Source organism: Cellulomonas sp. P5_E12, assembly GCF_054049315.1.
Genome location: NZ_JBFUMP010000005.1, coordinates 163471 through 189620, shown reverse-complemented (window position 1 = coordinate 189620; position 26150 = coordinate 163471). Strand labels below are relative to the sequence as shown.

Below are 26150 nucleotides of genomic sequence, written 5' to 3'. Positions count from 1 at the left end.
ACATTAGCGGTACACAGCGCACTGACAGGTGGATATGGCATCCCGCGCGCACAGATCCCCCGTCCCCCACACTGTTCCGATGCGAACCCTGGGCGTCGAGGAGGAGTTCCTGCTGGTCACCCCCGAGGGCCGGCCGACGTCGGTCGCCGTCACGGTGCTCCGGCACGCCGCCGCGGACGGGTCCAGCACCGACGAACCCGGCGGGGACGTCGAGAAGGAGTTCAAGCAGGAGCAGATCGAGACGTCGACGCCACCGCGTGCCGACCTCGGCGAGCTCGCCGCCGAGATCCGCGCGGGCCGCGCCCGCACCGACGCGCTGGCACGCCTCGCGGGTGCGCGCATCGCCGCGCTGGCGTCGGCACCGCAGGTCGTGGAGTCCACCGTCCTGCCCGACAAGCGCGCGTACGCCATCCGGTCGGAGTTCGCGCAGACCGCGCGCGACCAGCTCACCTGCGGCTGCCACGTCCATGTGGGGATCGCCGACGAGGACGAGGGCGTCCGGATCCTCGACCACCTGCGCCCGTGGAACTCGGTGCTGCTCGCGCTGAGCGGCAACAGCCCGTCCTGGCAGGGCAGCAGCACGGGGTACGCGTCCTACCGCTCGCAGGTGTGGGGTCGGTGGCCGACGGCGGGTCCGACGGCACCGTTCGGCGACGCCGCCGGCTACCACGTGGTCATCGACGACCTCCTGGGCTCGGGCGCGATCCTCGACGAGGGGATGGTCTACTTCGACGCCCGCCTGTCGTCGCGGTACCCGACGGTCGAGGTGCGGGTGGCCGACGTGTGCCTCGACGCGGACGACGCCGCGCTCCAGGCCGCCCTGGTGCGGGGGCTCGCCGAGACCGCGCTCACGCAGCCCGACGGGCCGGCGATGCAGCCCCGCACCGAGCTTCTGCGGGCGGCCACCTGGCGCGCGGCGCGCTCCGGCATCACGGGCGAGCTGGTCAGCCCGCTGTCGGGCAAGCCGCTGCCGGCCGCCGAGGTGATCGCTCAGCTGGTGGACCACGTCCGGCCCGCGCTGGCCGAGGCCGGCGATCTCGAGTGGGTCGAACGCCAGGTCGCCGCGGTGCTCCGGCGCGGCAACGGCGCCGTCCAGCAGCTCGGCTGGCGCGCTCAGGGTGCCGACGACGACGACGTGGTCCGCCGGGCCGCCGCGCGCACGCTGGCCTAGAGAAGGTCCGCGAGCGGCACGTCGGGATCGGCCAGCCGGTCGTGGTCGATGACGGCTCGGGACCGGATGAGGGCCTGCACGTCGTCAACGACGTCCCACACGTTCACGTTCATCCCGGCCAGGACGCGCCCGTCCCGGCGCCAGAACGCGATGAGCTCCCGGCTCTGGAGGTCGCCGCGGACGACCACCTCGTCGTACCCGTGCGCGCCCACGTACCCCACGTACTCCATGCCGAGGTCGAACTGGTCCGTGAAGAAGTACGGCAGCTTGTCGAACGGCTCGTCGGCCCCGACGATCGTCGCCGCCGCGGTCGCGGGCTGGTTGAGGGCGTTCGCCCAGTGCTCGACCCGCACGTGCGTGCCGTAGAAGGGGTGGTGCGCGCGGGCGATGTCGCCGACGGCCAGCACGTGGGCGTTCGACGAGCGCAGGTGGGCGTCGACGACGACGCCGTCCTCGACGTGCAGGCCGATCGACCTCGCGAGGTCGAGGCGCGGCGCCGCGCCGATCCCGACGACGACGAGATCGGCGTCGACGAGGGTGCCGTCCGCGAGCTCCACCGCGCCGACGTGCGTGCCGTCACCCGCCGCGACGATCTCCGAGACCTCGGTGCGCGTGCGCAGGTCGACGCCGTTCTCCCGGTGCAGGTCGGCGAACATCGCCGCCAGCTCGGGGCCGAGGACGCCGAGCAGCGGCAGGGGGTCGCGCACCAGGACGCTGACGGTGCACCCGGCGGCCCTGGCCGCGGCGGCGACCTCGAGCCCGATCCAGCCGCCGCCGACCACCACGACGTGCTTGCCGGCGGCCAGCAGGGCGCGCAGACGGTCGCTGTCGTCGAGGGTCCGCAGGTGCACGACGCCGTCCAGGTGCGCGCCGGGGACGTCGAGCCGCCGCGGCTCGGAGCCGGTCGCCAGCACCAGGTGGTCCCACCGCGTGCGGGTGCCGGAGCCGTCGACGACGTCGCGCGCCGCGAGGTCGACCGAGGCGACGGTCGTGCCGAGACGGAGGTCCACGTCGTGCGCCGCGTACCAGTCGGCGGCGTGCACGAACGCGCCGTCGCGCTCGTCGCTGCCCTGCAGGTAGCCCTTGGACAGGGGTGGCCGCTCGTACGGCCGCTCGGTCTCGGAGCCGAGCAGGACGAGCCGGCCGTCGTACCCCCGCTCCCGCAGCCCCTCGACGGTCTTCGCACCGGCCAAGCCCGCTCCCACGACCACGACCTGACCGCTCACGGCTGTCCTCCATCTCGTCGGACCACCGGATGTCGGGTCCGCGGGCTCGGTGTCGAAGGCCAGCGCACCAGGTCGCAGGCCCGGACGCAACGGCTGGGCGTGTGGCGAAGTCCACCCCGACCAACTGGTCGCCCCACGCGCCAGATGGACGGCTGACTGGCACGCTGGCATGCATGCTGATGTGGCCGGGCCGCCCCTACCCCCTGGGCGCCACCTACGACGGGACCGGGACGAACTTCGCCCTGTTCTCGGAGGTGGCCGAACGAGTCGAGCTGTGCCTCTTCGACGAGGGCGGCAACGAGTCCAGGGTCGACCTGCCCGAGGTGGACGCGTTCGTCTGGCACGGCTACCTGCCGGCGATCTCCCCCGGCCAGCGGTACGGCTACCGCGTGCACGGGCCCGACGACCCTGCGCAGGGCGACCGCTGCAACCCGAACAAGCTGCTGCTGGACCCGTACGCGAAGGCGATCGACGGGCAGATCGACGGCCACGCGTCCCTGTACTCGTACAAGTTCGACGCCCCCGACGAGCGCAACGACGACGACTCCAGCGCCCACACCATGAAGGCACTGGTCATCAACCCGTACTTCGACTGGGGCCACGACCGCCCGCCGCAGCACGAGTACCACGAGTCGGTCATCTACGAGGCGCACGTGCGCGGCCTGACGATGCAGCACCCGGCGGTGCCTGACGAGCTGCGCGGCACGTACCTCGGCCTCGCGCACCCCGCGGTCATCGAGCACCTGACCTCGCTCGGCGTGACCGCGGTCGAGCTCATGCCGGTCCACCAGTTCGTCAACGACCCGTCGCTGGTCGAGCGGGGCCTGTCCAACTACTGGGGCTACAACACGATCGGCTTCTTCGCGCCGCACAACGGCTACTCGGCGTTCGCCTCGTCCGGGCAGCAGGTGCAGGAGTTCAAGGCCATGGTGCGCGCGCTGCACGAGGCGGACATCGAGGTCATCCTCGACGTGGTCTACAACCACACCGCGGAGGGCAACCACATGGGCCCGACGCTGAGCTTCCGGGGCATCGACAACGCGAACTACTACCGGCTGGTCGACGACGACCAGGCGCACTACTTCGACACCACGGGCACGGGGAACTCGCTGCTCATGCGCTCCCCCCACGTGCTGCAGCTGATCATGGACTCGCTGCGCTACTGGGTCACCGAGATGCACGTCGACGGGTTCCGGTTCGACCTGGCGGCCACGCTCGCCCGGCAGTTCCACGAGGTCGACCGCCTCTCGGCGTTCTTCGACCTCGTGCACCAGGACCCGGTGGTCTCGCAGGTCAAGCTCATCGCCGAACCGTGGGACGTCGGTGACGGCGGCTACCAGGTGGGCGGCTTCCCTCCCCTGTGGTCGGAGTGGAACGGCAAGTACCGCGACACCGTCCGCGACTTCTGGCGCGGCGAGCCGTCCACCCTGGGCGAGTTCGCCAGCCGGCTGTCCGGCTCGTCGGACCTGTACGAGCACACCGGCCGACGCCCCATCGCCAGCGTCAACTTCGTCACCGCGCACGACGGCTTCACGCTCAACGACCTCGTGTCGTACAACGAGAAGCACAACTCGGCCAACGGCGAGGGCAACAACGACGGCGAGAGCCACAACCGCTCCTGGAACTGCGGTGCCGAGGGTCCGACCGACGACCCCGCGATCCTCGCGCTGCGTGCGCGCCAGCGCCGGAACTTCCTCACGACGCTCCTGCTGTCGCAGGGCGTTCCCATGCTCGCGCACGGCGACGAGCTGGGCCGCAGCCAGCGGGGCAACAACAACGTCTACTGCCAGGACGGCCCGATCTCCTGGATCGACTGGGACCTCGACGAGGACAAGAACGCGCTCCTCGAGTTCACGCGGCGCATCGTCCGCCTCCGCCAGGACCACCCCGTGTTCCGGCGTCGCCGCTTCTTCGCCGGCGCACCCGAGCACGGCGGCGAGTCGGACCTGCTCGACATCGCGTGGCTCTCGCCCACCGGCGAGCACATGCAGGACGACGCGTGGGGCGCCGACCAGGCGCGCGCCGTCACCGTCTTCCTCAACGGCGACGCCATCCCGGAGCCGGACCGGCGTGGCGAGGAGATCGTCGACGACAGCTTCCTCATCCTGTTCAACGGGCAGCCGGACCCGGCGACGTTCACGATGCCGGAGGTCGACTTCGGCGAGGTCTGGACCGCCGTGGTCGACACCGACTCGCAGATCGAGGCCGGCAGCACGGTCGACGCCGGAGCGGAGCTGACGCTCCGCGAGAAGTCGATCATCGTGTTCACCCGTCCGCCCATCGCCGCGTCGGCCACCGCCTCGGGCATCGGTGCGGTCGCGACGGCCTCCCGCGAGGCGGCGAAGCAGGCGAAGAAGCGTCGGGCGTCGGCGACGGCGACCGAGGAGAAGCCGAAGCGACGCACGACTCGGCCGCGCCCGACCGCATGAGCGATCAGCGCCCGACGCCCACCCGCCGGCTGCCGACGGCGGGCAAGCCCGTGCCGGTCTCGACCTACCGCGTGCAGCTGGGTGCCGACCTCACGCTCGACGACGTCGCGGCGCGGGTGCCGTACCTCGCGTCGCTCGGGGTCACGCACGTCTACCTGTCGCCGATCCTGCGCGCCGCGCCGGGCTCGACGCACGGCTACGACGTCGTCGACCACGACGAGATCGCCCCGTCGCTGGGCGGCCTGCCGGCGCTGCGCCGCCTGGCGACGACCGCGCACGAGGCCGGCCTCGGCCTCGTGCTCGACATCGTGCCCAACCACATGGCGGTGCCGACGCCCGTCTGGCACAACCGTGCCCTGTGGTCGGTGCTCGCCGAGGGCCCCGACTCCCCCTACGCCGACTGGTTCGACGTGGACTGGTCCGCGGGCGACGGCGCGGTGCTCATGCCCGTGCTGGGCGACCGCATCGGGGCCGTCCTCGGGCGCGACGAGCTCCAGCTGGAGGAGGTGGAGATCCCGGGCGAAGGGACGCGCACCGTCCTGCGCTACTACGACCACGTGTTCCCGATCCGCCCGGGCACGGAGTCGCTGTCGCTGGCGGAGCTGGTCGAGCGGCAGCACTACCGCCTCGCGTACTGGCGGGTGGCCGACGAGGAGCTGAACTACCGCCGGTTCTTCGACGTCGGCACGCTGCTCGCCGTCCGCGTCGAGGACCCTGCCGTGTTCGACGCCACGCACGCGCTCGTGCTCTCGCTGCTCGCCGACGGCACGATCGACGGCCTGCGGATCGACCACCCCGACGGGCTCGCCGACCCCGGCGGCTACCTCGCCCGGCTGCGCGAGACCAGCGGCGGGGCGTGGGTCGTCGTCGAGAAGATCCTCGAGGGCCTCGAGACGCTCCCGGCAGACTGGGCGACCACCGGGAGCACCGGGTACGAGGCGCTGTGGCGCATCCAGCAGGCCTTCGTCGACCCGGGCGGCGCGGCGGTGCTCGGCGCGGTCATGCACCGGCTCACGGGCGACACGTCGGACGCGTTCCCGGCGATCGCCGAGCAGGCCAAGCGCGAGATCGTCGACGGCCCGCTCTACGCCGAGGTGCACCGGCTCACGTCTCTCGCGGCCGACATCTGCCGGGACGACCTGCGCCTGCGGGACCACACGTGGCGCGCGCTCGAGGACTGCCTGATCGAGCTGCTCGTCGCGTTCGACCGCTACCGCGCGTACGTCGTGCCCGGCGAGCCCGTGCACCCCGAGTCGCTCGAGGTCATGCTGGCCGCCGCGGCGCACGCGCGCACCCGCCTGTCGCCTGAGCGCAGCGAGACGATGGACGTCGTCGTCGACCTGCTGCTCGGCCGCGAGGTGGGCAGCGCCGGGCGAACCCGCGGTGCCCGGCGCGACGAGCTGGTCGTGCGGTTCCAGCAGACCTGCGGCGCCGTCATGGCCAAGGGCGTGGAGGACACGGCGTTCTACCGCTGGACCCACCTCACGGGTCTGTGCGAGGTAGGGGGCGCCCCGGAGCAGTTCGCGCTGACACCCACCGACCTGTCGGCGTGGGCGGCCGAGCAGCAACGCTCGGCGCCGCTGGGCATGACCACGCTCTCGACGCACGACACCAAGCGCGGCGAGGACACCCGCGCGCGCCTCGGTGTGCTCAGCGAGCTGCCACGGGAGTGGTCCGTCCTGGTCGACGACCTGCGCGCGACGTCCGCCCCGTACCGCAGCGCGCTGCTCGACGGGCGCACCGAGTACCTCCTGTGGCAGACGCTCGCCGGCACGTGGACCGACGGCGGCCCGATCGCCGAGGACCGCCTGGTCGAGTACCTCACCAAGGCGATCCGCGAGGCCAAGAGCCGGACCACCTGGACGGCCCCCGACGAGGCCTACGAGCGAGCCGTGCTCGATGCCGCGCGGCACGCGCTGGCCGATCCCGGCGTCGCCGCGCTGCTGGACGGGTGGGAGGTCCTCACGCGGCCCGCGGTCCGCGCCGCCACGCTGGGCACCAAGCTGGTCCAGCTGACGCTGCCGGGGATCGCCGACGTCTACCAGGGCACCGAGGTGCCGAACCCCGTGCTGGTGGACCCCGACAACCGGCGGCCCGTCCCCCTGGAGCCCCTGGCCGCCCGCCTCGCGCGGCTCGACGACGGCGCCGGCCCGCGCGACCTCGCCGACGAGAAGCTGCTGGTCACCTCGCGGGCGCTGCGCCTGCGCCGCTCGCTGCCGGAGGCGTTCGTCGGACCCGACAGCGGGTTCCTGCCGCTGGCCCACTCGTCGGGGCACTCGCTCACCTACGCCCGGACCGTCGCGGGCGACCCGCGGGTGGCCGTCGTCGCCACCCGGCTCGCCGCGGCCGTCGACCGGCTGGGCGGCTGGTCGCACCACACCGTGGCGCTGCCCGAGGGCGACTGGCACGACGTGCTCACCGACCGGCCCGTCGTCGGCGGCGTCGTCGACGTCGGCCCGCTGCTCGACCGGCTGCCCGTGGCGCTGCTGGTGCGGGCGGAGGGCTGAGCCGGTGCTCCCCCGCGTGTGGGCGCCGTCCGCGGCGCGCGTCGACCTCGTGCTGGGTTCCGCGCGCGTCCCGATGTCCGTCGAGGACGGCTGGTGGTCCGGCGACCGGGACCTGCCGCACGGCACCGACTACGCGTTCGCCGTCGACGGCGGCGACCCTCGGCCGGACCCGCGCAGCGCGTGGCAGCCCTCCGGGGTGCACGGTCCGAGCCGCGTGTACGACACCGCATCCTTCCCGTGGACGGACGACGGCTGGGCGGGAGTGGACGCCCGTGGTCACGTGACGTACGAGCTGCACGTCGGCACGTTCACCCGCGGCGGCACCCTCACCTCGGCGATCGACCACCTCGACGACCTGGTCTCGCTCGGCGTCGACCTGGTCGAGCTCCTGCCGATCGCGCCGTTCAACGGCGTGCACGGCTGGGGCTACGACGGCGTCGGAACCTTCGCGGTGCACGAACCCTACGGCGGTCCGGCCGCGCTGCAGGCGTTCGTCGACGCCGCGCACGCCCGCGGCCTGGGCGTCTGCCTCGACGTCGTGCACAACCACATGGGCCCGTCGGGCAACTACCTCGGGGTGTTCGGCCCGTACTTCACCGACACCCACCAGACGCCGTGGGGCTCCGCGATCAACCTGGACGGCGAGGGGTCCGACGAGGTCCGGCGGTGGGTCTGCGACAGCGCGCTGCGCTGGTTCCGCGACTTCCACGTGGACGCCCTGCGCCTGGACGCCGTGCACGCGCTCATCGACTTCTCGGACCAGCATCTGCTCGCGCAGCTGTCCGACGAGGTCGCGGCTCTCTCCACCGAGCTCGGGCGGCCGCTGTCCCTGGTCGCCGAGTCCGACCTCAACGATCCGGTGTCGATCACGCCGACCACCGACGGCGGCCGGGGCATGACCGCGCAGTGGGACGACGACGTGCACCACGCCATCCACGCCCTGGTGACCGGCGAGCGGCACGGCTACTACGTCGACTTCGGCTCCCCCGACGTCCTGCACAAGGCGCTGACCAGCGTCTTCGTGCACGACGGCGGCTTCTCGACGTTCCGCGGCTGCGACTGGGGACGCCCGGTGCCGCCCGGGACGGACGGCCACCGGTTCGTCGTCGCGGCCTCGACGCACGACCAGGTGGGCAACCGCGCGCTCGGCGACCGCCCGTCGGCCCGCCTGGACCCGGGCCGGCTCGCCGTCGAGGCCGCGCTGGTCCTGCTGTCCCCGTTCAGCCCGATGCTCTTCATGGGCGAGGAGTGGGGCACGCGCACACCGTGGCAGTTCTTCACCGACCACCCCGAGCCCGACCTGGCCGCCGCCGTGCGCGACGGCCGGCGCCGCGAGTTCGGGGGCTTCGGCTGGAGCGAGCTCGATGGCGGCGGCGACCTGGCGATACCGGACCCGCAGGACCCCGCGACGTTCCGCCGTTCGGTCCTCACGCGCGAGGAGCTCGACGACCCGGCCCACCCCGAGCACCGCCGGCTGCTCGACTGGTACCGCACGCTCATCGCCCTTCGCCGGACCGTGCCGGACCTGCGCTCCGGCGAGCTCGCCGCGACCGACCTCGTGTGGGGCGGCGCCGCCGAGCACGACCGCCCGGACGTGCCGTGGGACGGCTGGATGGTGCTGCACCGCGGGGGCGCGCGCGTCGTCATGAACCTGTCCGGCGGCGAGGTCGCGGTGCCCGTGCGCACCGACGACCCGCTTGACGTCGTCGCCGCATGGGACCCGGTCGCGGTCGTCCCGACGCCCGGTGGCGCGGTCGTGCACACCCCGACTGGGTCGGTCGTGGTGCTTGCCTGACGGAGGTCAGGCGACGAGCGCGGCGCCGTCCGCGGCGAGCGAGCCGAGGCGCGACAGCGCGCGGTAGTACTTCTTGCGGTAGCCGCCGGCGAGCATCTCGGGCGAGAACAGGTCCCGCTCGCCCGCGCCGCCGAGCAGCACGGGGACGTCCCGGTCGTAGAGCCGGTCCACCAGCACGACGAGCCGCAGGGCGACGTCCTGGGTGGGCACGGGCTGCACGCCGGTCAGCGCGACGAGCCCGACGCCGTCGAGCAGGGCGCCGTACCGGCTCGGGTGCACGGTGGCCAGGTGGGCGAGCAGGTCGCCGAAGTCGTCGAGCGTGGCGTCGGTGCGCGCGGCGGCGGCATCGCGCACTGCCCGCTCCGAGAGCCCGTCCGCATCCGTCACCACGGACCGGTGGCGGTAGTCGTCGCCGTCCACCCGGAGCACCTCGAACCGCGCCGCGAGCGCCTGGATCTCGCGCAGGAAGTCCTCGGCGGCGAACCGGCCCTCGCCCAACGAGCCGGGCAGCGTGTTCGACGTGGCCGCGAGCGCGACCCCACGGTCGGCGAGCTCACGCAGCAGGCGGGACATGAGGACGGTGTCGCCGGGATCGTCCAGCTCGAACTCGTCGATGCAGACCAGCCGGCGGGTGGCGAGCGCCTCGATCGTCGGCAGGAAGCCGAGGGCGCCGACCAGGTTCGTGTACTCGACGAAGGTGCCGTAGGCGGCGTCGGCAACCCCGACCGCGTGCGCGAGCGAGGTGAGCAGGTGGGTCTTGCCGACGCCGAACCCGCCGTCGAGGTAGATCGCGACCGGCGTCGATCTCCCGCGCTTCAGCCACGTGCGCGACGGTCCCCGCCGGATCTGCTCGGCCGCGTCGGACAGCCGGGCGACGGCCGCCGCCTGCGACGGGTGCGCAGGGTCAGGGCGGTACGTCGCGAAGGACTCGTCGGCGAAGTGGCGGGGCGGGACGAGCTCGGCCAGCAGGCGGTCCGGCGGGACGACCGGTCGGCGCTCGGTCAGGCTGGGGGCGCCGCTCGAGGCGTCCGGGGAGGTCACGATCGAGCAGCCTACGTCGAGCTCGCGACGGCTCCGAATCACGACCGGATCGGTCCACTTATCGCGTTCTGGACGCGCGTCCCACATTTCGACCAGAACATCTCATGATCCGGACGCCCTCTCCCGCGTCACGCCCTCCCGTGACAACCTCGTCGGGTGATCGCCCCCGGGTTCCGCCTCTCGTGTCGGTGCATGTGCACCGTCGTCGCGGACCCGTGCGTGTGCTGCTGTCCGCGGAGCAACTGACCCCGCCCCTCGTCCCCTCGGGCGCGCGGTCTGCGTCCAGAGAACCGCTCCCCCAGCGGTGGGTGCAGGCGCACGTCCACGTTCTTCCGGAGATAACGCCCCTATGGCGCACACCAGGATCGCCCCGCCCGCTGCTCGTGCCGAGGGCCAGTGGGCCTTCGGCCAGCGTGAACCCCTCAACGGGAACGAGCAGTTCAAGCAGGACGACGACGGCCTGAACGTCCGCGAGCGCATCGAGACCGTCTACTCCCGCGAGGGCTTCGCCAGCATCGCGCCCGAGGACCTGCGCGGACGGATGCGCTGGTGGGGGCTGTACACGCAGCGCAAGCCCGGCATCGACGGCGGCAAGACGGCCACGCTCGAGCCGCACGAGCTGGACGACGAGTTCTTCATGCTCCGCGTGCGCTGCGACGGCGGCGCGCTGAGCCTCGAGCAGCTGCGGGTCATCTCGCAGATCTCGGTCGAGTTCGGCCGGGGCACGGCGGACATCACCGACCGGCAGAACATCCAGCTGCACTGGATCCGCATCGAGGACGTGCCGGAGATCTGGCGCCGGCTCGAGGCGACCGGCCTGAGCACGCAGGAAGCCTGCGGCGACACGCCTCGCGTGATCCTCGGCTCCCCCGTGGCAGGCGTGGCCGCGGACGAGATCATCGACGGCACGCCGGCCATCCGCGCGATCGCGGACAACTACATCGGGGACCCACGGTTCTCCAACCTGCCGCGCAAGTTCAAGACCGCGATCAGCGGCTCCCCTCACCACGACGTCGCCCACGAGATCAACGACGTGGCGTTCGTCGGCGTCGTGCACCCCGAGCTCGGCCCGGGCTTCGACGTCTGGGTCGGCGGCGCGCTGTCCACCAACCCCAAGCTCGGGGTCCGGCTCGGCGCGTTCGTCACGCTGGACCAGGTCCCGGAGGTCTGGACCGGCGTCGTCGGGATCTTCCGCGACTACGGCTACCGCCGGCTGCGCACGCGCGCCCGCCTGAAGTTCCTCGTCGCCGACTGGGGCGCCGAGCTCTTCCGCCAGGTGCTGGAGGCGGAGTACCTGGGCTGGACGATGACGGACGGCCCCGCGCCGCCCCCGCCGCCCACCGGCCGCCGCGACCACGTCGGCGTGCACCCGCAGAAGGACGGCAACTTCTACGTCGGCGTCGCGCCGACCGTCGGGCGCATCTCCGGCGAGCTGCTCGGCACCGTCGCCGACCTGGTCGAGGCCGCCGGCTCCGGCCGCGTGCGCCTCACCGTCGAGCAGAAGCTGGTCATCCTCGACGTCGCGCCCGGCAAGGTCGACGCGCTGGTCGACGGCCTCGAGGCCGCCGGGCTGCACGTCCGGACCGCCAGCACGTTCCGCCGCGGCACGATGGCGTGCACCGGCATCGAGTTCTGCAAGCTCGCGATCGTCGAGACCAAGGCCCGCGCGACGCACCTGATCGGCGAGCTGGAGAGCCGCCTGCCGACGTTCGACCAGCCGATCACCATCAACCTCAACGGCTGCCCCAACTCGTGCGCCCGGATCCAGACGGCCGACATCGGTCTCAAGGGCGCGCTGGCGAACGGCGAGGACGGGTACCAGGTGCACCTCGGCGGCGGCCTCGGGCTGACCAGCGGGCTCGGGAAGACGCTGCGCGGCCTGCGTGTCCCGGCCGAGGAGCTCCCCGACTACATCGAGCGCGTCACGCGCAAGTTCGACGAGCAGCGCACCGAGGGCGAGCTCTTCGCCCAGTGGGCGCACCGGGCAGACGAGGAGGACCTGCGATGAGCGCGACGTCAGGTGAGCGGGCCGTCCCCTACTACTGCCCGTTCTGCGCCAGCGAGGACCTCTGGCCGGCCGGCGAGACCCACGGCCAGTGGGAGTGCCGCTCGTGCACCCGCGCGTTCGCGCTGAAGTTCGTCGGGCTGGTGGCGCGCTCATGATCACCACCGACCTCCAGGAGCTCGCCGAGCAGGCGGGCCGCGACCTCGAGGGCGCCCACCCCGCGGAGATCCTCCGCTGGGCCGCCGAGACGTTCGGCACGGACCTGGTCCTGGCGTCGTCGATGGGCGACGAGGTGCTGGTGCACATCGCCGCCGAGGCTGTGCCGGGGATCGACGTGATCTTCCTCGACACCGGCTACCACTTCGCCGAGACGCTGGGCACGCGCGACTACTACGCCGACTTCACGAACATCTCGCTGCGCACGATCCTGCCGCTGCGCACCGTCGCCGAGCAGGACGCCGACCACGGCGAGAAGCTCCACGACCGGGACCCGAACCTGTGCTGCGCCCTGCGCAAGGTCGAGCCGCTCGAGCGCGGCCTGGAGCCGTACACCGCCTGGGTCACCGGCATGCGCCGCGAGGACGCCCCGACGCGCACCGACATCACGGTCGTCGGCTGGGATGCCAAGCGCGGCAAGGTCAAGCTCAACCCCCTCGCGGCGTGGACGCAGGCCGACGTGGACGCCTACGTCGACGAGCACCACGTGGTGCTCAACCCGCTGCGCCAGGCCGGCTACGCCTCCATCGGCTGCGCCCCGTGCACGCGTGCCGTCGCCCCCGGCGAGGACCCGCGCGCGGGCCGCTGGTCCGGTACCTCCAAGATCGAATGCGGGTTGCACACATGACGGGCTCGACGACGACGCTCACGCAGCTGGACGCCCTGGAGTCCGAGGGAATCCACGTCATGCGCGAGGTGGCGGGCGAGTTCGAGCGGCCGGTGCTGCTGTTCAGCGGCGGCAAGGACTCGATCGTCATGCTGCACCTGGCCCGCAAGGCGTTCTGGCCCGCCCCGGTGCCGTTCGCGCTCATGCACGTCGACACGGGGCACAACTTCCCCGAGGTCATCGAGTACCGCGACCGGGTGGTGGCCGAGCACGGGCTGCGGCTCGTCGTCGCGAGCGTGCAGGACGCCATCGACGACGGCCGCGTGGTCGAGCGCGCCGACGGCTCGCGCAACCCGCTGCAGACCGTCCCGCTGCTGGACGGCATCGCCGCGCACAAGTTCGACGCGGTGTTCGGCGGCGGCCGCCGCGATGAGGAGAAGGCCCGCGCCAAGGAGCGCATGTTCTCCCTGCGAGACGAGTTCGGCCAGTGGGACCCCCGACGCCAGCGGCCCGAGCTGTGGGACCTCTACAACGGCCGCCACAAGCTGGGCGAGCACGTGCGCGTCTTCCCGCTGTCCAACTGGACCGAGCTGGACGTATGGCGCTACATCGAGCGCGAGCAGATCGAGCTGCCGTCGATCTACTACTCGCACCAGCGCGAGGTGTTCCTGCGCGACGGCATGTGGCTGGCGCCCGGAGACTGGGGCGGCCCGCGCCTGACCGAGACGCTGCAGGTCCGCACCGTCCGGTACCGGACGGTCGGGGACATGAGCTGCACCGGTGCGGTCGAGTCCGAGGCGTCGACGATCCCCGAGGTCATCGCCGAGGTGGGTGCCAGCCGCCTCACCGAGCGCGGTGCCACGCGTGCCGACGACCGCGCGTCCGAGGCCGCCATGGAGGACCGCAAGCGCGAGGGCTACTTCTGATGGGCGCCCCGACCAGCCAGCTGACCCCGACCGAGGAGACCCCGCACGTGACCGAGCACGCGACGCGGGACCTCCTGCGCCTGGCCACGGCGGGATCCGTCGACGACGGCAAGAGCACCCTGATCGGCCGCCTGCTGTACGACACGAAGTCGGTGCTGGCCGACCAGCTGAGCGCCGTGGAGGCGGCCACCCTCGCGCGCGGCGGCGGCGACGTCGACCTCGCGCTGCTCACCGACGGCCTGCGGGCCGAGCGTGAGCAGGGCATCACCATCGACGTGGCGTACCGCTACTTCTCGACGGCCACGCGCGCCTTCGTGCTCGCCGACACCCCGGGCCACGTGCAGTACACCCGGAACATGGTCACCGGCGCCTCGACCGCCGAGCTCGCGATCGTGCTGGTGGACGCCCGCAAGGGCGTGCTCGAGCAGACCCGCCGGCACGCGACGATCACCGCCCTGCTGCGCGTGCCGCACGTCGTGCTCGCCGTGAACAAGATGGACCTGGTCGACTTCGACGAGGCGACGTTCCGCGCGATCGCCGACGAGTTCACGGCCTACGCGCTCAGCCTCGGCATCGAGGACGTCACCGCCGTCCCGCTGTCGGCGCTCGCCGGCGACAACGTGGTGGACCGCTCGACGCGCACGCCCTGGTACGACGGCCCGACGCTGCTCGAGCACCTCGAATCGGTGCCGGTGGGCCGCGACGCCCTGTCCGAGCCGTTCCGGTTCCCGGTGCAGGTGGTCATCCGGCCGCGCACGGCGGAGCACCCCGACTACCGCGGGTACGCGGGCCGGGTCGCGTCCGGGGTCGTGTCGGTCGGCGACGAGATCACCGTCCTGCCGTCCGGCAAGCGCAGCACGGTCGTCGGGATCGACACGTTCGACGGGCCGCTGACCGAGGCGCACGCACCCCAGTCGGTGACGCTGCGGCTCGCCGACGACGTCGACGTGGCCCGCGGCGACGTCCTCGTGCCGAGCGCGGCCGCGGTCGAGGTCGGCACCGAGCTCGTCGGCACCGTCTGCTGGCTCGCGGAGAAGCGCAGCGTCCTGGGCGCCCGCCTGCTGGTCCGCGTCGGCACCCGCACGGTCCGCGCGCTCCTGCGGGAGGTCAACGCGCGGCTCGACGTCGACACCCTGACGGTCGACGCCTGGGACGGAGTGGACACGCTGCACCTGGTCGACGCCACCGACACGTCCTCCGACATCCCGCCGCGCGCGCTCACGCTCAACGCGATCGGGCGCGTCAAGATCCGGCTGGCGGAGCCGATCGTCCTCGACGAGTACGCCACCCACCGGCGCACGGGCGGCTTCCTGCTGGTCGACCCGGCAGACGGCACCACGCTCGCCGCGGGCATGATCGGCGCCACCCTGCTGGACCGGCTCACCCCCGCGCCGCCGGCGCAGGACGACGACGACTGGTTCGCCGGGTCCGGGATATGAGCACCCCGCAGCACGCGCTGCTGCTCGACGTGACCGGCCGGCGCGTCGTCGTCGTCGGCGGCGGCCCGGTCGCAGCCCGACGGGCCGCGCGCCTGCTCGAGGACGGCGCCGACGTCCTGGTCGTGGCGCCCGCGCTCTGCGAGGACCTCGCCGAGCTCGCCGTCGCGAACCGCGTGACCTGGCGCGCCCGCGACTACCTCGCCACCGACCTCGACGGCGCCTGGCTGGTCCACACCGCCTCGGGCGAGCGCGCGGTCGACGACGCCGTCGCGGCCGATGCCGAGGCCGCGCGCCTGTGGTGCGTGCGGGCCGACGACGCGAGCGCGTCGACCGCATGGACGCCCGCGGTCGCGCGGTCGGGCGACGTCACGGTGGCCGTGGGCGCGGGCGGCGACCCGCGCCGGGCCGCCGCGCTGCGGTCCGCCATCGCGCTCCTGCTCGACACGGGCGTGCTGCCCCTGCGCCACCACCGACCGTCGACGGGCCGCGTGACCCTCGTCGGCGGCGGGCCCGGCGACCCCGGGCTCATCACCACCCGCGGGCGCCGCGCCCTGGCCGAGGCCGACGTCGTCGTCGTCGACCGCCTGGCCCCCCGTGCGCTGCTGGCCGAGCTCGATCCCGCGGTCGAGATCATCGAGGCGGGCAAGTCCCCGCACGCGCACACCCTCACGCAGACCGAGATCAACGCCGTCCTCGTCGAGCGGGCCCGGGCCGGCCACCGGGTGGTCCGGCTCAAGGGCGGCGACCCGTTCGTGCTCGGCCGCGGCGGCGAGGAGGTGCTCGCCTGCCTCGAGGCCGGGGTGCAGGTCGACGTCGTGCCCGGCGTGACCAGCGCGCTCGCGGTCCCCGCGGCCGCGGGCATCCCGGTGACGCACCGCGGCCTGGCCCGGCAGCTCACCATCCTCTCGGCGCACGACACGGCCCCCGACTGGTCGACGCTCGCGCGGCTCGAGGGCACCCTCGTGCTCCTTATGGGCGTGGCGCAGCTGGCGTCGCACACGCGCCAGCTGCTCGCGCACGGCAAGGACCCGGGCACGCCTGCGGCGGTCATCGAGAACGGCACCCTGCCCGGGCAGCGGACCACCGTCGGCACGCTGGCCGACATCGCGGACCGCGCGCGCGAGCGCGGCGTCGGCAACCCGGCGGTCGTGGTCATCGGGGACGTCGCGGCACTGGCGGACGTCCTGGCCTAGGTTGGCGGTCGTGCCCGCCCTCCCCGCGCTCGACGTCCTGCTCCCCCTCGACGCGAGCGCCCGGCGCCTCGAGCCGCGACCCGACGAGGCCGAGCTGTTCGCGCTGTTCGCCGACGGACCGGCCGCCGGCGTGCACGTCCGCGCCAACATGGTGACCACGCTCGACGGGGCGGCCACGGGCGCGAACCACGTGAGCGGCTCGATCAACGGCCCGGCCGACTTCCGGGTGTTCCGCGTGCTGCGCGCGCTCGCGGACGTCGTGCTCATCGGCGCCGGCACGGCCCGGGGCGAGCGCTACACGGCGCTGGGGGTCCCCGTCGAGCTGCGGGCGGCGCGAACCGCCCTCGGCCTGCCGGAGGCGCTCGAGCTCGCGGTGGTCACGGCCTCGGGAGAGCTCCCCGCCGAGCTGCTCGACGCCGAGCGCCCGCCGATCGTGCTCACCACCGGCGCGTGCCCGTCCCTGGACGCGCTGCGGGAGCGGATCGGCGCCGACCACGTCGTCGTGGCGGACGGCGGGGTCCCCGGCGCCGTCGATCCCCGCGCGGTCGTCGCGGCACTGGCCGACCGCGGGCTCGTCCGCGTCCTGGCCGAGGGCGGCCCGACCCTGCTGGCCCAGCTGCTCGACGCGGACCTGCTCGACGAGCTCTGCCTGACGTGGAGCCCGCAGCTGGTCGGCGGACCCGTGGGGCGCATCACGCACCTGCCCACCTGGTTCGAGCCGCCCCGCGCGCTGGCGCCGCTGCACCTGCTCCACGCGGACGGCGTGCTGCTGGGACGGTGGCGGGTGGCTAGGCTCGGCGCGTGACCGACACGATCATCGTCCTCACGGAGGACACCCTCGCCAGCGCCGACGTCGAGAAGCTGCTCGCCCTGCACGAGGGCGAGACGTACGCGTACCGCGTCCTCGTCCCGGCGGACACGGACCGACCGCTCGTCTCCACGATCATCGACAACCTCAGCCTCGGCGAGCTCAAGGAGGCGTGGAACCGCGCCCTGGGCAAGGAGCCGTCGACCCACGAGGCGAAGGCCACGGCGGACGAGCAGCTGGCCGGCAGCGTCGCCGCGTTCGTCGCCGCGGGCCGCGAGGCCACCGGCTCCGTCGTCGACGACGACCCGCTGCCCGCGCTCAAGTCCGCGGTCGCCGACGGCGACGTCCTCGAGGTCGCCGTGGTCACCTACCCGCACGCGGTCGAGGACACGTTCCACCGCGACTGGGCCTCCCGCGCACGCGAGGAGCTGCAGGTTCCCGTGCTGCACCTGTACTCGGGCACCAGCGAGATCGGCTGACCTACGGCGTCGGGCGGCACCCACGGGGTGCCGCCCTCGTCGTGTCCGGACTCATACCGTGCGCAGCGCCTCGGTCGGCGGCACCCGCGCCGCCCGCATCGCCGGGTAGAGACCGACGAGGGAGCCGATGGCGAGCGCGCACGCGAGCCCTGCCGCCACGGGGCCCCACGGGACGATGACAGCCCACCCCTGGCCGGCGGCGAACACCCAGGTCACGACGACGCCGAGCACGACGCCGGCCACCCCGCCGAGCGCGGACAGCAGCGCCGACTCGACGAGGAACTGCCCGCCGATCGAGCTGCGCGTGGCGCCGAGCGTCCGCCGCACGCCGATCTCGCGGCGCCGCTCGAGCACCGAGACCACCATGACGTTCGCGATGCCCACGCCGCCGACCAGCAGGGCGACGGCGCCGAGCCCGAGCGCGAGGAGCGTGAACGACCGGTCGGCGACGACCCCGGCGGCGAGCGCGTCGGAGGGGCGGGACACCTGCACCTCGTCGGGCGCGGCCGGGTTGGCGGTCCGCCCGAGCACGGCGCGGGTGTCGACCAGCTGAACGGGGTCGACGCGCACGTACACGGCGGACGGCGGCAGGTCGTCGTCGACGAGGGTCTGCGCGACGGGGAGCCCGACGAGCGCCGCCTCGTCGAGCTCGGGCGCGAGGACCACCGGGTCGAGGATCCCCACGACGGTGAACGGCCGGCCGGCGATCGACACGTCGATGCCGGCGCCGAGCGGACCGATCGCCAGCCGCCGCGCGGCCGTCGCGCCGAGCACGACCGCCGGATACCGCTGCGTCGCCCCGTCGAGCCAGCGACCCTCGCGGACCGTCGCGGCGACCGCGGTGGGCAGGTCGAGGTCGGCCGCCACAAGGGAGATCCCGCTCGTCTGGCTCTCGGGGACCCGGTCGGAGCGGCGCACGGTGGCGTCGACGGCCCGGACGGCCGCTGCCGCCGTCACGGTCGGCACGCGGTCGATCATCTCGACCGACTCGTCGGGCAACGTCGCGTCGTCGCCCAGCAGCCCTTGCCCGGGCGCGACCGTGAGCAGGTTCGTGCCGAGCGCGTCGAGCTGGGCGCGCAGCTCGGCGCGCGACGACTCCGAGAGCCCGAGCACCCCGACGAGCGCCGTGATCCCGATCGCGATGCCGAGCGCTGACAGCGCGGTGCGGCCCGGGCGGACCGTGAGCCCGCGAGCGCCCAGCCGCAGCCGGTCGACGAGAGCCATGCGGCGCACGGCCGTGTCGATCCGCGTCATCGCGCCACCCCCGGGCACGTGTCGTGCTCCACGCGACCGTCGCGCATCGAGACCACGCGGGGAAGCCGCCCGGCGATCCGTTCGTCGTGCGTGACGACCACGATCGTCGCGCCGTCGGCGTGCAACGAGTCGAACAGCTCCAGCACCGCCGCGCCCGACGCCTGGTCCAGGTTGCCGGTCGGCTCGTCGGCCAGCAGGATCTGCGGCCCGTGCACGAGGGCGCGGGCCACGGCCACGCGCTGGCACTCGCCGCCCGACAGCTCCGTGGGCGTGTGCCGCACCCGGTCGCCCAGGCCGACCCGGTCCAGCGCCTCGCGCGCGCGCCGCAGCCTCTCGGGACGGCGGACGCCCTGGTAGAGGAGCCCGTCGGCCACGTTCTCGAGCGCCGACCGGCCGTCCAGCAGGAAGAACTGCTGGAACACGAACCCGAGCCGGACCGCCCGGACCCTCGACAGCGCGGCGTCGGACAGGGCCGTCACGTCGTCGCCGCCGAACCGGACCCGGCCCGTGGTCGGACGGTCGAGGGCACCCATGACGTGCAGCAACGTCGACTTGCCCGAGCCGGACGGCCCGACGACGGCCATGTGGTCGCCCTCCTCGATGACGAGGTCGACGTCGTGCAGCACCGTCAGTGCCGCCACGCCGGTGCCGTACGTCTTCGTGACGCCGCGCAGGTCCAGGACGCTCACGGGGTCACCACCAGCACGTCGCCCTCGGCGACGTCGTCGCCGGAGATCTCGACGGACGTGCCCGCGAACGCGCCGGTGGACACCGGGACGTACTGCGTACCGCCGTCGTCCAGCACCTTCTGCACGCCGTACCCCCCGTCGGCGAGCGCCACCAGTGCGGTGACCGGGACCACCAGCACGTCGGTCGCCACGGTCTGGTCGAGCCCGACGTCCACGGGGGTGCCCTCGGCGAGGCCGTCGAGCGTCGTGTCGGCGGGCGCGATCGTCACCGACAGCTGCTGCTTCTCGTCCACGGTGACGACCTCCGCGGCGGTGATCGTCCCGACCGTCGTCGTGCCGTCGGGCAGCGTGAGTCGGGCCGTGCCACCGACCGGGGCCAGCGCGGCCTGGCTGGTGCGCAGCGCGGCCGTGACGACCTGCCGGGTCGCACCGACGCCCAGCACGGGCGCACCGGGCTCGACCAGGGCGCCGAGGTCGGCCAGGTGGTCGACGACGCGCACGTCGTCGGGCGTGAACACGGCGTCGCCGACGCCCACGGTGCCGGTCTGCGCGACGCCGAGCGCCTTCTGCCACCGCGTCACCGCCGTCGTCGTGACCGCCGTCCAGTCGTCGTCGACGGTCAGATCGAGGCCGGCCATGTACCCGAGGTCGCTGAGCGCCTGCTCGAGCTGGCGGACGTCGGTGCCGTCCGCGACGGACGGGCCGAGGTCGCGCCACGCCGGGACGGCACCCGTGAGCCGGACGACCGGCCGGGTGTCGACCGCGTACAGCGTCTGTCCGTCCGCGACCGTCGACCCGACGGGCGCGACCCAGGTCAGGGTGCCGGCCGTGCGCCCGGCCAGCTCGGTGGTGGTGCCGTGCCCGAGCTCACCGCCGGCGGCGGTGGTGGACGTGAGGTCCGATCGGGTCACCGTCTCGGTACTCCACGTGGGCGAGGCCGACGGGTCCGCGGCGGGCGCGCTCGGGGTCCCGCAGCCGGCCATCACGCCGCCGAGCAGCAGCACGAGCACGGCGGGGGCGGTCCGTCGGTGTGGGGCGCGCATGATCACTGCCCGTCCCGCTGCGTGACGGCCTCGTCCGGCAGCTCCATGCCCGCCTCGTCGGCGCACTCCTGCAGGTCCTTCTCGAACCTCGGGTCACCCGGCGCGGGATCGCCCGGGCCCTCCTCGGATCCGCGCTTGAACTGCTGCTCGACCCGTCCACCCTCGAACGTCGGGTCGGACACGTTCCAGCCTCGGTCCCGCATGCACTGCGCCTGGTCGAGGAACGCCTGCTTCTGCTCGGCGGTCAGCGGCGTGCCGCCGTCCTGCGGTTCCGCCATCTGCTGCCACTTCTCGCAGGCCTGCTCCGCGTCGTCCAGCTGTTCCGGCGACACCCCGCTCCCGTCGACGGTCACGCGTCCGTGGTCGGGGTCGGGCACGTCGACGCCGTGGTCGCGCATGCAGCGGGCGAACTGCAGCATCGCCTCGTCCGGGTCCAGCGACGACGCGGAGGGCGACGCCGTGGGTTCGGCGCTCGCCGCGCCGGTGGCCCGGGGCAGTGCCGACTCGGACGTCGGCGACGTGCACGCGGTCAGGGCGCCGAGCAGGCACGCGCCCGCGAGCGCCGCCCGCCCGCGACGGTGCGGTGCGGATCGAAGGATGGACATCGTCGTGCTCCTCGTCGTCGGTCAGCGGACGTGACCAGACCACCGCGGCGGGCGTTCGGGCAGCGTTGGCTCCCGGACCCCGCATGGTCCCGGCCCTTACGCTGGCTGAACACGGTGGGGCCGATCCTGCGCGGGACGGCACCGGCGTGCGGGGCCGGGACGGAGGCGCGTCGTGCGGGTGCTCGTGGCCGAGGACGAGGAGGTCATGGCCGACGCGCTCGCGCGCGGTCTGCGCCGGGCGGGCTACGCCGCCGACGTCGCCATGGACGGCGGCACCGCCCTCGAGCTGGCGGCGCTCAACCCGTACGACGTCGTGCTCCTGGACCGGGACCTGCCCGTGGTGCACGGCGACGACGTGTGCCGGACGCTGGTGGCCGCCGGGTCGCCGGCACGGATCCTCATGCTCACCGCGGCCGGCGGCCTCCAGCAGAAGGTCGACGGCTTCGGGCTCGGCGCGGACGACTACCTCGCCAAGCCGTTCGCGTTCGCCGAGCTGCTCGCCCGAGTGCGAGCCCTCGCTCGTCGCACGGCGCCCGCCCAGCCTCCGGTGCTGCAGGCGGGCCCGCTGCGGGTGGACGTCGCACGCCGGGCCGTGACGCGCGCCGGCCGGCCGGTCGACCTCACGCTCAAGGAGTACGGCGTCCTCGTCGAGCTCGTGCGGGCCGAGGGCGCCGTCGTGTCGGCCGAAGCGCTGCTCGACCGGGTCTGGGACGAGAACGCCGACCCGTTCACCAACGCCGTCCGCGTCACCATGGTCGGGCTGCGCCGCAAGCTGGGCGACCCGCCGCTCGTGGAGACGCTCCGTGGCGCCGGATACCGGGTGATCGCGTGAGGCGGTCGCTGAGCGTGCGCTGGCGGCTGACGCTCTTCTACACGCTGATCGTGGCCGTCTCGGGCGCGGTCCTGCTCGCGCTCGTCTACGGCCTGGTCACGCAGGACCAGAACCGGTCCGTCAGCGTCACCAGCCACACGCTGCCTGGCGGCAACGTCCCGATGCCCGGGCCCGCGGTGGTCCAGTTCCGCGACGAGATCGTGGGCTCGACGATGGCGCAGCTCGTGCGCAACTCGTGGCTCGCGCTCCTCCTCGTGACGCTCGCGTCGGTGGGGATCGGCTGGCTGGTCGCGGGTCGCGTTCTCGCGCCGGTGCACACCATCACGGCGCGCGCGCAGCGCATCTCCGCGGACTCGCTCGACGAGCGCATCGCGCTCGGCGGGCCTCGCGACGAGCTGCGCGCCCTGGCCGACACGTTCGACGCCCTCCTCGCCCGCGTGCAGAGCACGGTGACCTCCGAGCGCAGGCTCGTCGCCACGATGTCGCACGAGCTACGCACTCCCTTGGCCAACCAGCAGGTAGCCCTCGACGTCGCTCTGGCCGACCCCGACGCCGACGCCGGCGAGCTGCGCGCCGCGGCGACGACGGCGCTGGAGCAGAGCCGTCGGGCGGCGCGGACCATCGACGCGCTGCTCGTGCTCGCCCGCGCGCAGTCGGGCGAGGCGACGGGGCCGCCGGTCCCTGTGGACCTGCGGGCGGCGGTCGCCGATGCCGTCGAGCAGGTGCGCGCCTCCGACGACGGGCTCACGTGGGACGTCCGTCTCGCGCCCGTGACCGTGCCGGGCGAGCCCGTGCTGCTCGGCCGCGCCGTGGCGAACCTCGTCGACAACGCAGCGCAGCACAACGTGCCGCACGGCCGGGTCGCGGTCCGGCTGACCGCCGAGCCGGCCGGCGCGCGGTTGGTCGTCGAGAACACCGGTCCGCCCGTGCCGCCCGAGTCCGCGGCGGACCTCGTCCTGCCGTTCCGACGGGCGGCCGCCGACCGGACCGCGACGGACGGCGGCGTCGGGCTCGGCCTCTCGGTGGTGCGGGCGGTCGCCGACCATCACGGCGGGACTCTGGTCCTCACCCCCCGACCGGACGGCGGGCTGGTGGCCGAGCTGTCCCTGCCGGCACGGTGACCGACCCGGCAGACGGTCGGTCACCGGGCATCGTCAGAACCCTGTCGACGTCACCTCGGGGTAGTACCGCCGGAACTTGCGCACCTGGTTGACAAGCGCCATCCAGACGTACAGCCGGCGGCGCGGCGACAGGTCCCCGCGGTACTCGAGCGGACGCGCCACGGCCTTCGCCTTGACCAGCCGACGGACCCACGCGGCGAGCTGCGGGTCGCGGACGTAGCGGAGCAGCAGGCGGTGGGGCACGACGGAGTAGAGGATCTCCTTCTCCACGACGACCGGCGGCACCGACCGACCCTCGACGGCGTCCTCGACCACGAAACGCATGGGGTTGGCCCCCGCCGCGGTCACGTAGTAGTTGTTCCGCCCGATTCTCGGGTTGACCTCGAAGAACCGGGACTGGCCGGTGCGCGGGTCCACCTTGACGTCGAAGTTGGCGAACCCGCGGTACCCGGTCGAGGCGAGGAACGTCCGCGCCTGCTCGAGCATGGCGTCGTCGCGCGTGGTGATCATGGCCGCCGGGTTCCCCAGCCCCGACGGCGTGTGCTCCTCGAGCAGCACGTGCGCCGAGCAGAGCAGGGTGATCTCGCCGTGCGTGTCGACGTACGCCGTGATCGACCGCATCTGCGTGTCGTCGCCCGGCACGAGCTCCTGGACGACGAACCGCCCGTGGAAGCCGGCCTCCCGCAGCGAGGTCCAGAGCCGCGCCAGCTCGTCGGGCGTCGCGATCTCGAAGACCTTCTTCTTGCCCTCGAACTCGATGTCCTGGTAGTCCGCGCTGCTGGCCGCCTTGGCGATCAGCGGGTAGTCGAGGTCGACCGGGGCGGCCTCCCAGGACGAGCCGCCGGAGAACTCCTGCACGATCGTGCGCGGCACCGAGATGCCGAGCTCGGTGCAGATCTCCGCGAACGTCGCCTTGTCGGAGATCCGGTCGAGCAGGTGCTCCGACAGGAACGGGACCACGTAGTACTGCTCGAGCAGCGCCCGGTGCTGCACGACGACGCGGACCAGCCAGTCCGAGTTCGCCATGAGCAGCAGACGCTTGTCGGGCATCCCCTGCGCGACCGCGACCAGCCGGTCCACGAGCTGGCGGGGGTCGTGCCCGTCGGCGACGATCTCGTGCCGCACGATCCGCGAGTGCGCGACCGGACCGAGCGCCGCGCCGGCCACGACGACGGACCTGACGCCGTAGGCCTCGTGGAACGACCGGGCCAGGGCGTACACGCCGATGTCGGCGCCGAGGATGACGGGCTGCAGCGGCGTCCCGCTCACGCGGGCTGCTCGGTACGGTCGCCCGACCACTGCGTGTGGAAGGTGCCGTCCTTGTCCGTGCGCCGGTAGGTGTGCGCGCCGAAGAAGTCGCGCTGCGCCTGGATCAGCGCGGCGGGCAGCCGCTCGGCGCGGACGCCGTCGTAGTACGACAGCGACGACGAGAACGCGGGCGTGGGCACGCCGTGCAGCGCGGCCCCCGCGACGATCCGGCGCCACGCCTCGACGCCGTTGCCGACCGCGCCCGTGAAGTACTCGTCGGCGAGCAGCAGCGGCAGGTGGGCGTCCCGCTCGTACGCCTCGGTGATGCGGTTGAGGAAGCGCGCGCGGATGATGCAGCCCCCGCGCCAGATGCGGGCCATGGCCCCGCGGTCGATGTCCCAGCCGAACTCGGCGCTCGCGGCGGCGATCTGGTCGAAGCCCTGCGAGTACGCGACCACCTTGGACGCGTACAGCGCGAGCCGGACGTCCTCGATGAAGCCGTCGCGGTCGGTCACGTCCCACGGGGTCGTGTGCGCCGGCAGGATGCCGAGGGCGGCGGTGCGCTGCGGGACCGAGCCGGACAGGGCGCGCGCGAACGTCGCCTCCGCGATCCCCGTGATGGGCACACCCAGGTCCAGCGCGTTCTGCACGGTCCAGCGGCCGGTGCCCTTCTGCTCCGCCTGGTCGAGCACGATGTCGACGAACGCCGAGCCCGTCTCGGCGTCGACGTGCTGCAGGACGTCCGCGGTGATCTCGATGAGGAACGACTCGAGGTCGCCCGTGTTCCACTCGGCGAAGATCTGGCCGATCTCCGCGGCCGAGGCACCCAGCCCCTGGCGCAGCAGGTCGTACGCCTCCGCGATGAGCTGCATGTCGGCGTACTCGATGCCGTTGTGCACCATCTTCACGAAGTGACCGGCACCGTCGGGCCCGATGTACGTGCAGCACGGCACGCCGTCGACCTTGGCCGAGATCTTCTCGAGGATGGGGCCGAGCGACTCGTACGACTCCTTGGTGCCGCCGGGCATGATCGACGGGCCGAGCAGCGCGCCCTCCTCGCCGCCCGAGACGCCGGAGCCGACGAAGTGCAGCCCCTTCTCGCGCAGGGCGGCCTCGCGCCGGATCGTGTCGGGGAAGTGCGCGTTACCGGCGTCGACGACGATGTCGCCCTCCTCCAGGAAGGGCACGAGCTCGTCGATGACCGCGTCGGTGGGGCCGCCGGCCTTGACCATGACGACGATCTTGCGGGGCTTGGCCAGCGACGCGACGAAGTCCTCGACCGACTCGGACGGCACGAACGCGCCCTCGTCGCCGTGGTCCGCCACGAGCGACTCGGTCTTCGCGTAGGAGCGGTTGTGGATGGCCACCGTGTAGCCGTTGCGCGCGAAGTTGCGGGCGAGGTTGCGGCCCATCACCGCCAACCCCGTGACGCCGATCTGCGCGGTTCCGGTGGCGGTTCCTGAGGCGACCATGCGGGGAGTGCTCCTTCTATCGACGGCCGGCACGCGCCGCGGCC

Annotated in this window: 22 protein-coding genes; 14 read left to right on the top strand and 8 right to left on the bottom strand. The window is 73.5% G+C overall.

All coding sequences use genetic code 11. The annotated features are described in order from the left end of the window. Positions 1-79: 79 nt before the first annotated feature. Positions 80-1171: a carboxylate-amine ligase gene (locus ACXJKA_RS06285; protein ID WP_456824322.1), complete on the top strand. Its 1092-nt coding sequence runs from the start codon at positions 80-82 to the stop codon at positions 1169-1171. On the opposite strand, the gene ACXJKA_RS06280 is transcribed toward ACXJKA_RS06285, so the two are convergent. Beyond that, on the bottom strand, positions 1168-2397 hold the full coding sequence (locus ACXJKA_RS06280) for an NAD(P)/FAD-dependent oxidoreductase (RefSeq protein ID WP_456824321.1): 1230 nt from the start codon (positions 2395-2397) through the stop codon (positions 1168-1170). The two genes, ACXJKA_RS06285 and ACXJKA_RS06280, sit on opposite strands and share 4 nt — an antisense overlap. 173 nt (positions 2398-2570) lie before the next feature. Here ACXJKA_RS06280 and glgX point away from each other — a divergent pair, with 173 nt between their 5' ends. Genes glgX through treZ form a run of 3 tightly spaced genes read left to right on the top strand, consistent with a single transcriptional unit; the run spans position 2571 to position 9128 of the window. Beyond that, positions 2571-4826 (top strand): glycogen debranching protein GlgX, encoded by a 2256-nt coding sequence (gene glgX / locus ACXJKA_RS06275; protein WP_456824320.1) that lies wholly within the window; start codon positions 2571-2573, stop codon positions 4824-4826. After that, positions 4823-7333: a malto-oligosyltrehalose synthase gene (gene treY / locus ACXJKA_RS06270; RefSeq protein ID WP_456824319.1), complete on the top strand. Its 2511-nt coding sequence runs from the start codon at positions 4823-4825 to the stop codon at positions 7331-7333. The genes glgX and treY overlap by 4 nt, the downstream gene beginning before the upstream one ends. 4 nt (positions 7334-7337) lie before the next feature. Next, positions 7338-9128: a malto-oligosyltrehalose trehalohydrolase gene (treZ, locus tag ACXJKA_RS06265; RefSeq protein ID WP_456824318.1), complete on the top strand. Its 1791-nt coding sequence runs from the start codon at positions 7338-7340 to the stop codon at positions 9126-9128. A gap of 6 nt (positions 9129-9134) precedes the next feature. On the opposite strand, the gene zapE is transcribed toward treZ, so the two are convergent. Continuing rightward, positions 9135-10169: a cell division protein ZapE gene (zapE, locus tag ACXJKA_RS06260; RefSeq protein ID WP_456824317.1), complete on the bottom strand. Its 1035-nt coding sequence runs from the start codon at positions 10167-10169 to the stop codon at positions 9135-9137. A gap of 349 nt (positions 10170-10518) precedes the next feature. Here zapE and ACXJKA_RS06255 point away from each other — a divergent pair, with 349 nt between their 5' ends. Genes ACXJKA_RS06255 through ACXJKA_RS06220 form a run of 8 tightly spaced genes read left to right on the top strand, consistent with a single transcriptional unit; the run spans position 10519 to position 17842 of the window. Beyond that, positions 10519-12177: a nitrite/sulfite reductase gene (locus tag ACXJKA_RS06255; protein WP_456824316.1), complete on the top strand. Its 1659-nt coding sequence runs from the start codon at positions 10519-10521 to the stop codon at positions 12175-12177. Beyond that, positions 12174-12332: a hypothetical protein gene (locus ACXJKA_RS06250; protein WP_456824315.1), complete on the top strand. Its 159-nt coding sequence runs from the start codon at positions 12174-12176 to the stop codon at positions 12330-12332. The genes ACXJKA_RS06255 and ACXJKA_RS06250 overlap by 4 nt, the downstream gene beginning before the upstream one ends. Next, positions 12329-13018 carry a phosphoadenylyl-sulfate reductase gene (locus tag ACXJKA_RS06245; protein ID WP_456824314.1) on the top strand — a complete coding sequence of 230 codons (690 nt, stop codon included), beginning with the start codon at positions 12329-12331 and terminating at the stop codon, positions 13016-13018. The genes ACXJKA_RS06250 and ACXJKA_RS06245 overlap by 4 nt, the downstream gene beginning before the upstream one ends. Further along, positions 13015-13923, top strand: coding sequence for a sulfate adenylyltransferase subunit CysD (cysD, locus tag ACXJKA_RS06240; protein ID WP_456824313.1), 909 nt, complete (start codon positions 13015-13017; stop codon positions 13921-13923). The genes ACXJKA_RS06245 and cysD overlap by 4 nt, the downstream gene beginning before the upstream one ends. Beyond that, positions 13923-15362 (top strand): sulfate adenylyltransferase subunit 1, encoded by a 1440-nt coding sequence (locus ACXJKA_RS06235; protein ID WP_456824312.1) that lies wholly within the window; start codon positions 13923-13925, stop codon positions 15360-15362. Before cysD ends, ACXJKA_RS06235 begins: the two co-directional genes overlap by 1 nt. Further along, positions 15359-16555: a uroporphyrinogen-III C-methyltransferase gene (cobA, locus tag ACXJKA_RS06230; protein WP_456824311.1), complete on the top strand. Its 1197-nt coding sequence runs from the start codon at positions 15359-15361 to the stop codon at positions 16553-16555. The genes ACXJKA_RS06235 and cobA overlap by 4 nt, the downstream gene beginning before the upstream one ends. 10 nt (positions 16556-16565) lie before the next feature. Beyond that, positions 16566-17360, top strand: a complete 795-nt coding sequence (locus ACXJKA_RS06225) for a dihydrofolate reductase family protein (protein ID WP_456824310.1) — start codon at positions 16566-16568, stop codon at positions 17358-17360. Beyond that, entirely contained in the window at positions 17357-17842 is a 486-nt protein-coding gene (locus ACXJKA_RS06220) for a hypothetical protein (protein ID WP_456824309.1), read from the top strand. The genes ACXJKA_RS06225 and ACXJKA_RS06220 overlap by 4 nt, the downstream gene beginning before the upstream one ends. 51 nt (positions 17843-17893) lie before the next feature. On the opposite strand, the gene ACXJKA_RS06215 is transcribed toward ACXJKA_RS06220, so the two are convergent. From ACXJKA_RS06215 to ACXJKA_RS06200, 4 genes are read right to left on the bottom strand one after another with little or no spacing between them, the layout of a single operon-like run. Next, positions 17894-19096, bottom strand: coding sequence for an ABC transporter permease (locus tag ACXJKA_RS06215; RefSeq protein ID WP_456824308.1), 1203 nt, complete (start codon positions 19094-19096; stop codon positions 17894-17896). Beyond that, entirely contained in the window at positions 19093-19785 is a 693-nt protein-coding gene (locus ACXJKA_RS06210) for an ABC transporter ATP-binding protein (protein ID WP_456824307.1), read from the bottom strand. Before ACXJKA_RS06210 ends, ACXJKA_RS06215 begins: the two co-directional genes overlap by 4 nt. Beyond that, on the bottom strand, positions 19782-20828 hold the full coding sequence (locus ACXJKA_RS06205; protein ID WP_456824306.1) for a peptidoglycan-binding protein: 1047 nt from the start codon (positions 20826-20828) through the stop codon (positions 19782-19784). Before ACXJKA_RS06205 ends, ACXJKA_RS06210 begins: the two co-directional genes overlap by 4 nt. A gap of 2 nt (positions 20829-20830) precedes the next feature. Continuing rightward, positions 20831-21433, bottom strand: coding sequence for a hypothetical protein (locus tag ACXJKA_RS06200; protein WP_456824305.1), 603 nt, complete (start codon positions 21431-21433; stop codon positions 20831-20833). Between the two features lie 172 nt (positions 21434-21605). On the opposite strand from ACXJKA_RS06200, the gene ACXJKA_RS06195 reads away from it, so the two are divergent. After that, entirely contained in the window at positions 21606-22265 is a 660-nt protein-coding gene (locus tag ACXJKA_RS06195) for a response regulator transcription factor (protein ID WP_456824304.1), read from the top strand. Continuing rightward, positions 22262-23386 (top strand): sensor histidine kinase, encoded by a 1125-nt coding sequence (locus ACXJKA_RS06190; protein WP_456824303.1) that lies wholly within the window; start codon positions 22262-22264, stop codon positions 23384-23386. Before ACXJKA_RS06195 ends, ACXJKA_RS06190 begins: the two co-directional genes overlap by 4 nt. Positions 23387-23419: 33 nt before the next feature. Here the strand turns inward: ACXJKA_RS06190 and ACXJKA_RS06185 are convergent, their stop codons facing one another. Then, entirely contained in the window at positions 23420-24655 is a 1236-nt protein-coding gene (locus ACXJKA_RS06185; RefSeq protein WP_456824302.1) for a carboxylate--amine ligase, read from the bottom strand. Then, positions 24652-26106 carry an NADP-dependent phosphogluconate dehydrogenase gene (gndA, locus tag ACXJKA_RS06180; protein WP_456824301.1) on the bottom strand — a complete coding sequence of 485 codons (1455 nt, stop codon included), beginning with the start codon at positions 26104-26106 and terminating at the stop codon, positions 24652-24654. Before gndA ends, ACXJKA_RS06185 begins: the two co-directional genes overlap by 4 nt. Positions 26107-26150 lie beyond the last annotated feature (44 nt).

Excerpts from the sequence above, each read along its gene's own strand:
- ACXJKA_RS06285 (WP_456824322.1), top strand. The coding sequence starts at position 80 with ATGCGAACCCTGGGCGTCGAGGAGGAGTTCCTGCTGGTCACCCCCGAG.
- cobA (WP_456824311.1), top strand. The coding sequence starts at position 15,359 with ATGAGCACCCCGCAGCACGCGCTGCTGCTCGACGTGACCGGCCGGCGC.
- ACXJKA_RS06245 (WP_456824314.1), top strand. The coding sequence starts at position 12,329 with ATGATCACCACCGACCTCCAGGAGCTCGCCGAGCAGGCGGGCCGCGAC.
- cysD (WP_456824313.1), top strand. The coding sequence starts at position 13,015 with ATGACGGGCTCGACGACGACGCTCACGCAGCTGGACGCCCTGGAGTCC.
- gndA (WP_456824301.1), bottom strand. The coding sequence starts at position 26,106 with ATGGTCGCCTCAGGAACCGCCACCGGAACCGCGCAGATCGGCGTCACG.
- treY (WP_456824319.1), top strand. The coding sequence starts at position 4,823 with ATGAGCGATCAGCGCCCGACGCCCACCCGCCGGCTGCCGACGGCGGGC.
- ACXJKA_RS06250 (WP_456824315.1), top strand. The coding sequence starts at position 12,174 with ATGAGCGCGACGTCAGGTGAGCGGGCCGTCCCCTACTACTGCCCGTTC.
- ACXJKA_RS06215 (WP_456824308.1), bottom strand. The coding sequence starts at position 19,096 with ATGACGCGGATCGACACGGCCGTGCGCCGCATGGCTCTCGTCGACCGG.
- ACXJKA_RS06205 (WP_456824306.1), bottom strand. The coding sequence starts at position 20,828 with ATGCGCGCCCCACACCGACGGACCGCCCCCGCCGTGCTCGTGCTGCTG.
- ACXJKA_RS06235 (WP_456824312.1), top strand. The coding sequence starts at position 13,923 with ATGGGCGCCCCGACCAGCCAGCTGACCCCGACCGAGGAGACCCCGCAC.
- ACXJKA_RS06255 (WP_456824316.1), top strand. The coding sequence starts at position 10,519 with ATGGCGCACACCAGGATCGCCCCGCCCGCTGCTCGTGCCGAGGGCCAG.
- ACXJKA_RS06200 (WP_456824305.1), bottom strand. The coding sequence starts at position 21,433 with ATGTCCATCCTTCGATCCGCACCGCACCGTCGCGGGCGGGCGGCGCTC.
- glgX (WP_456824320.1), top strand. The coding sequence starts at position 2,571 with ATGCTGATGTGGCCGGGCCGCCCCTACCCCCTGGGCGCCACCTACGAC.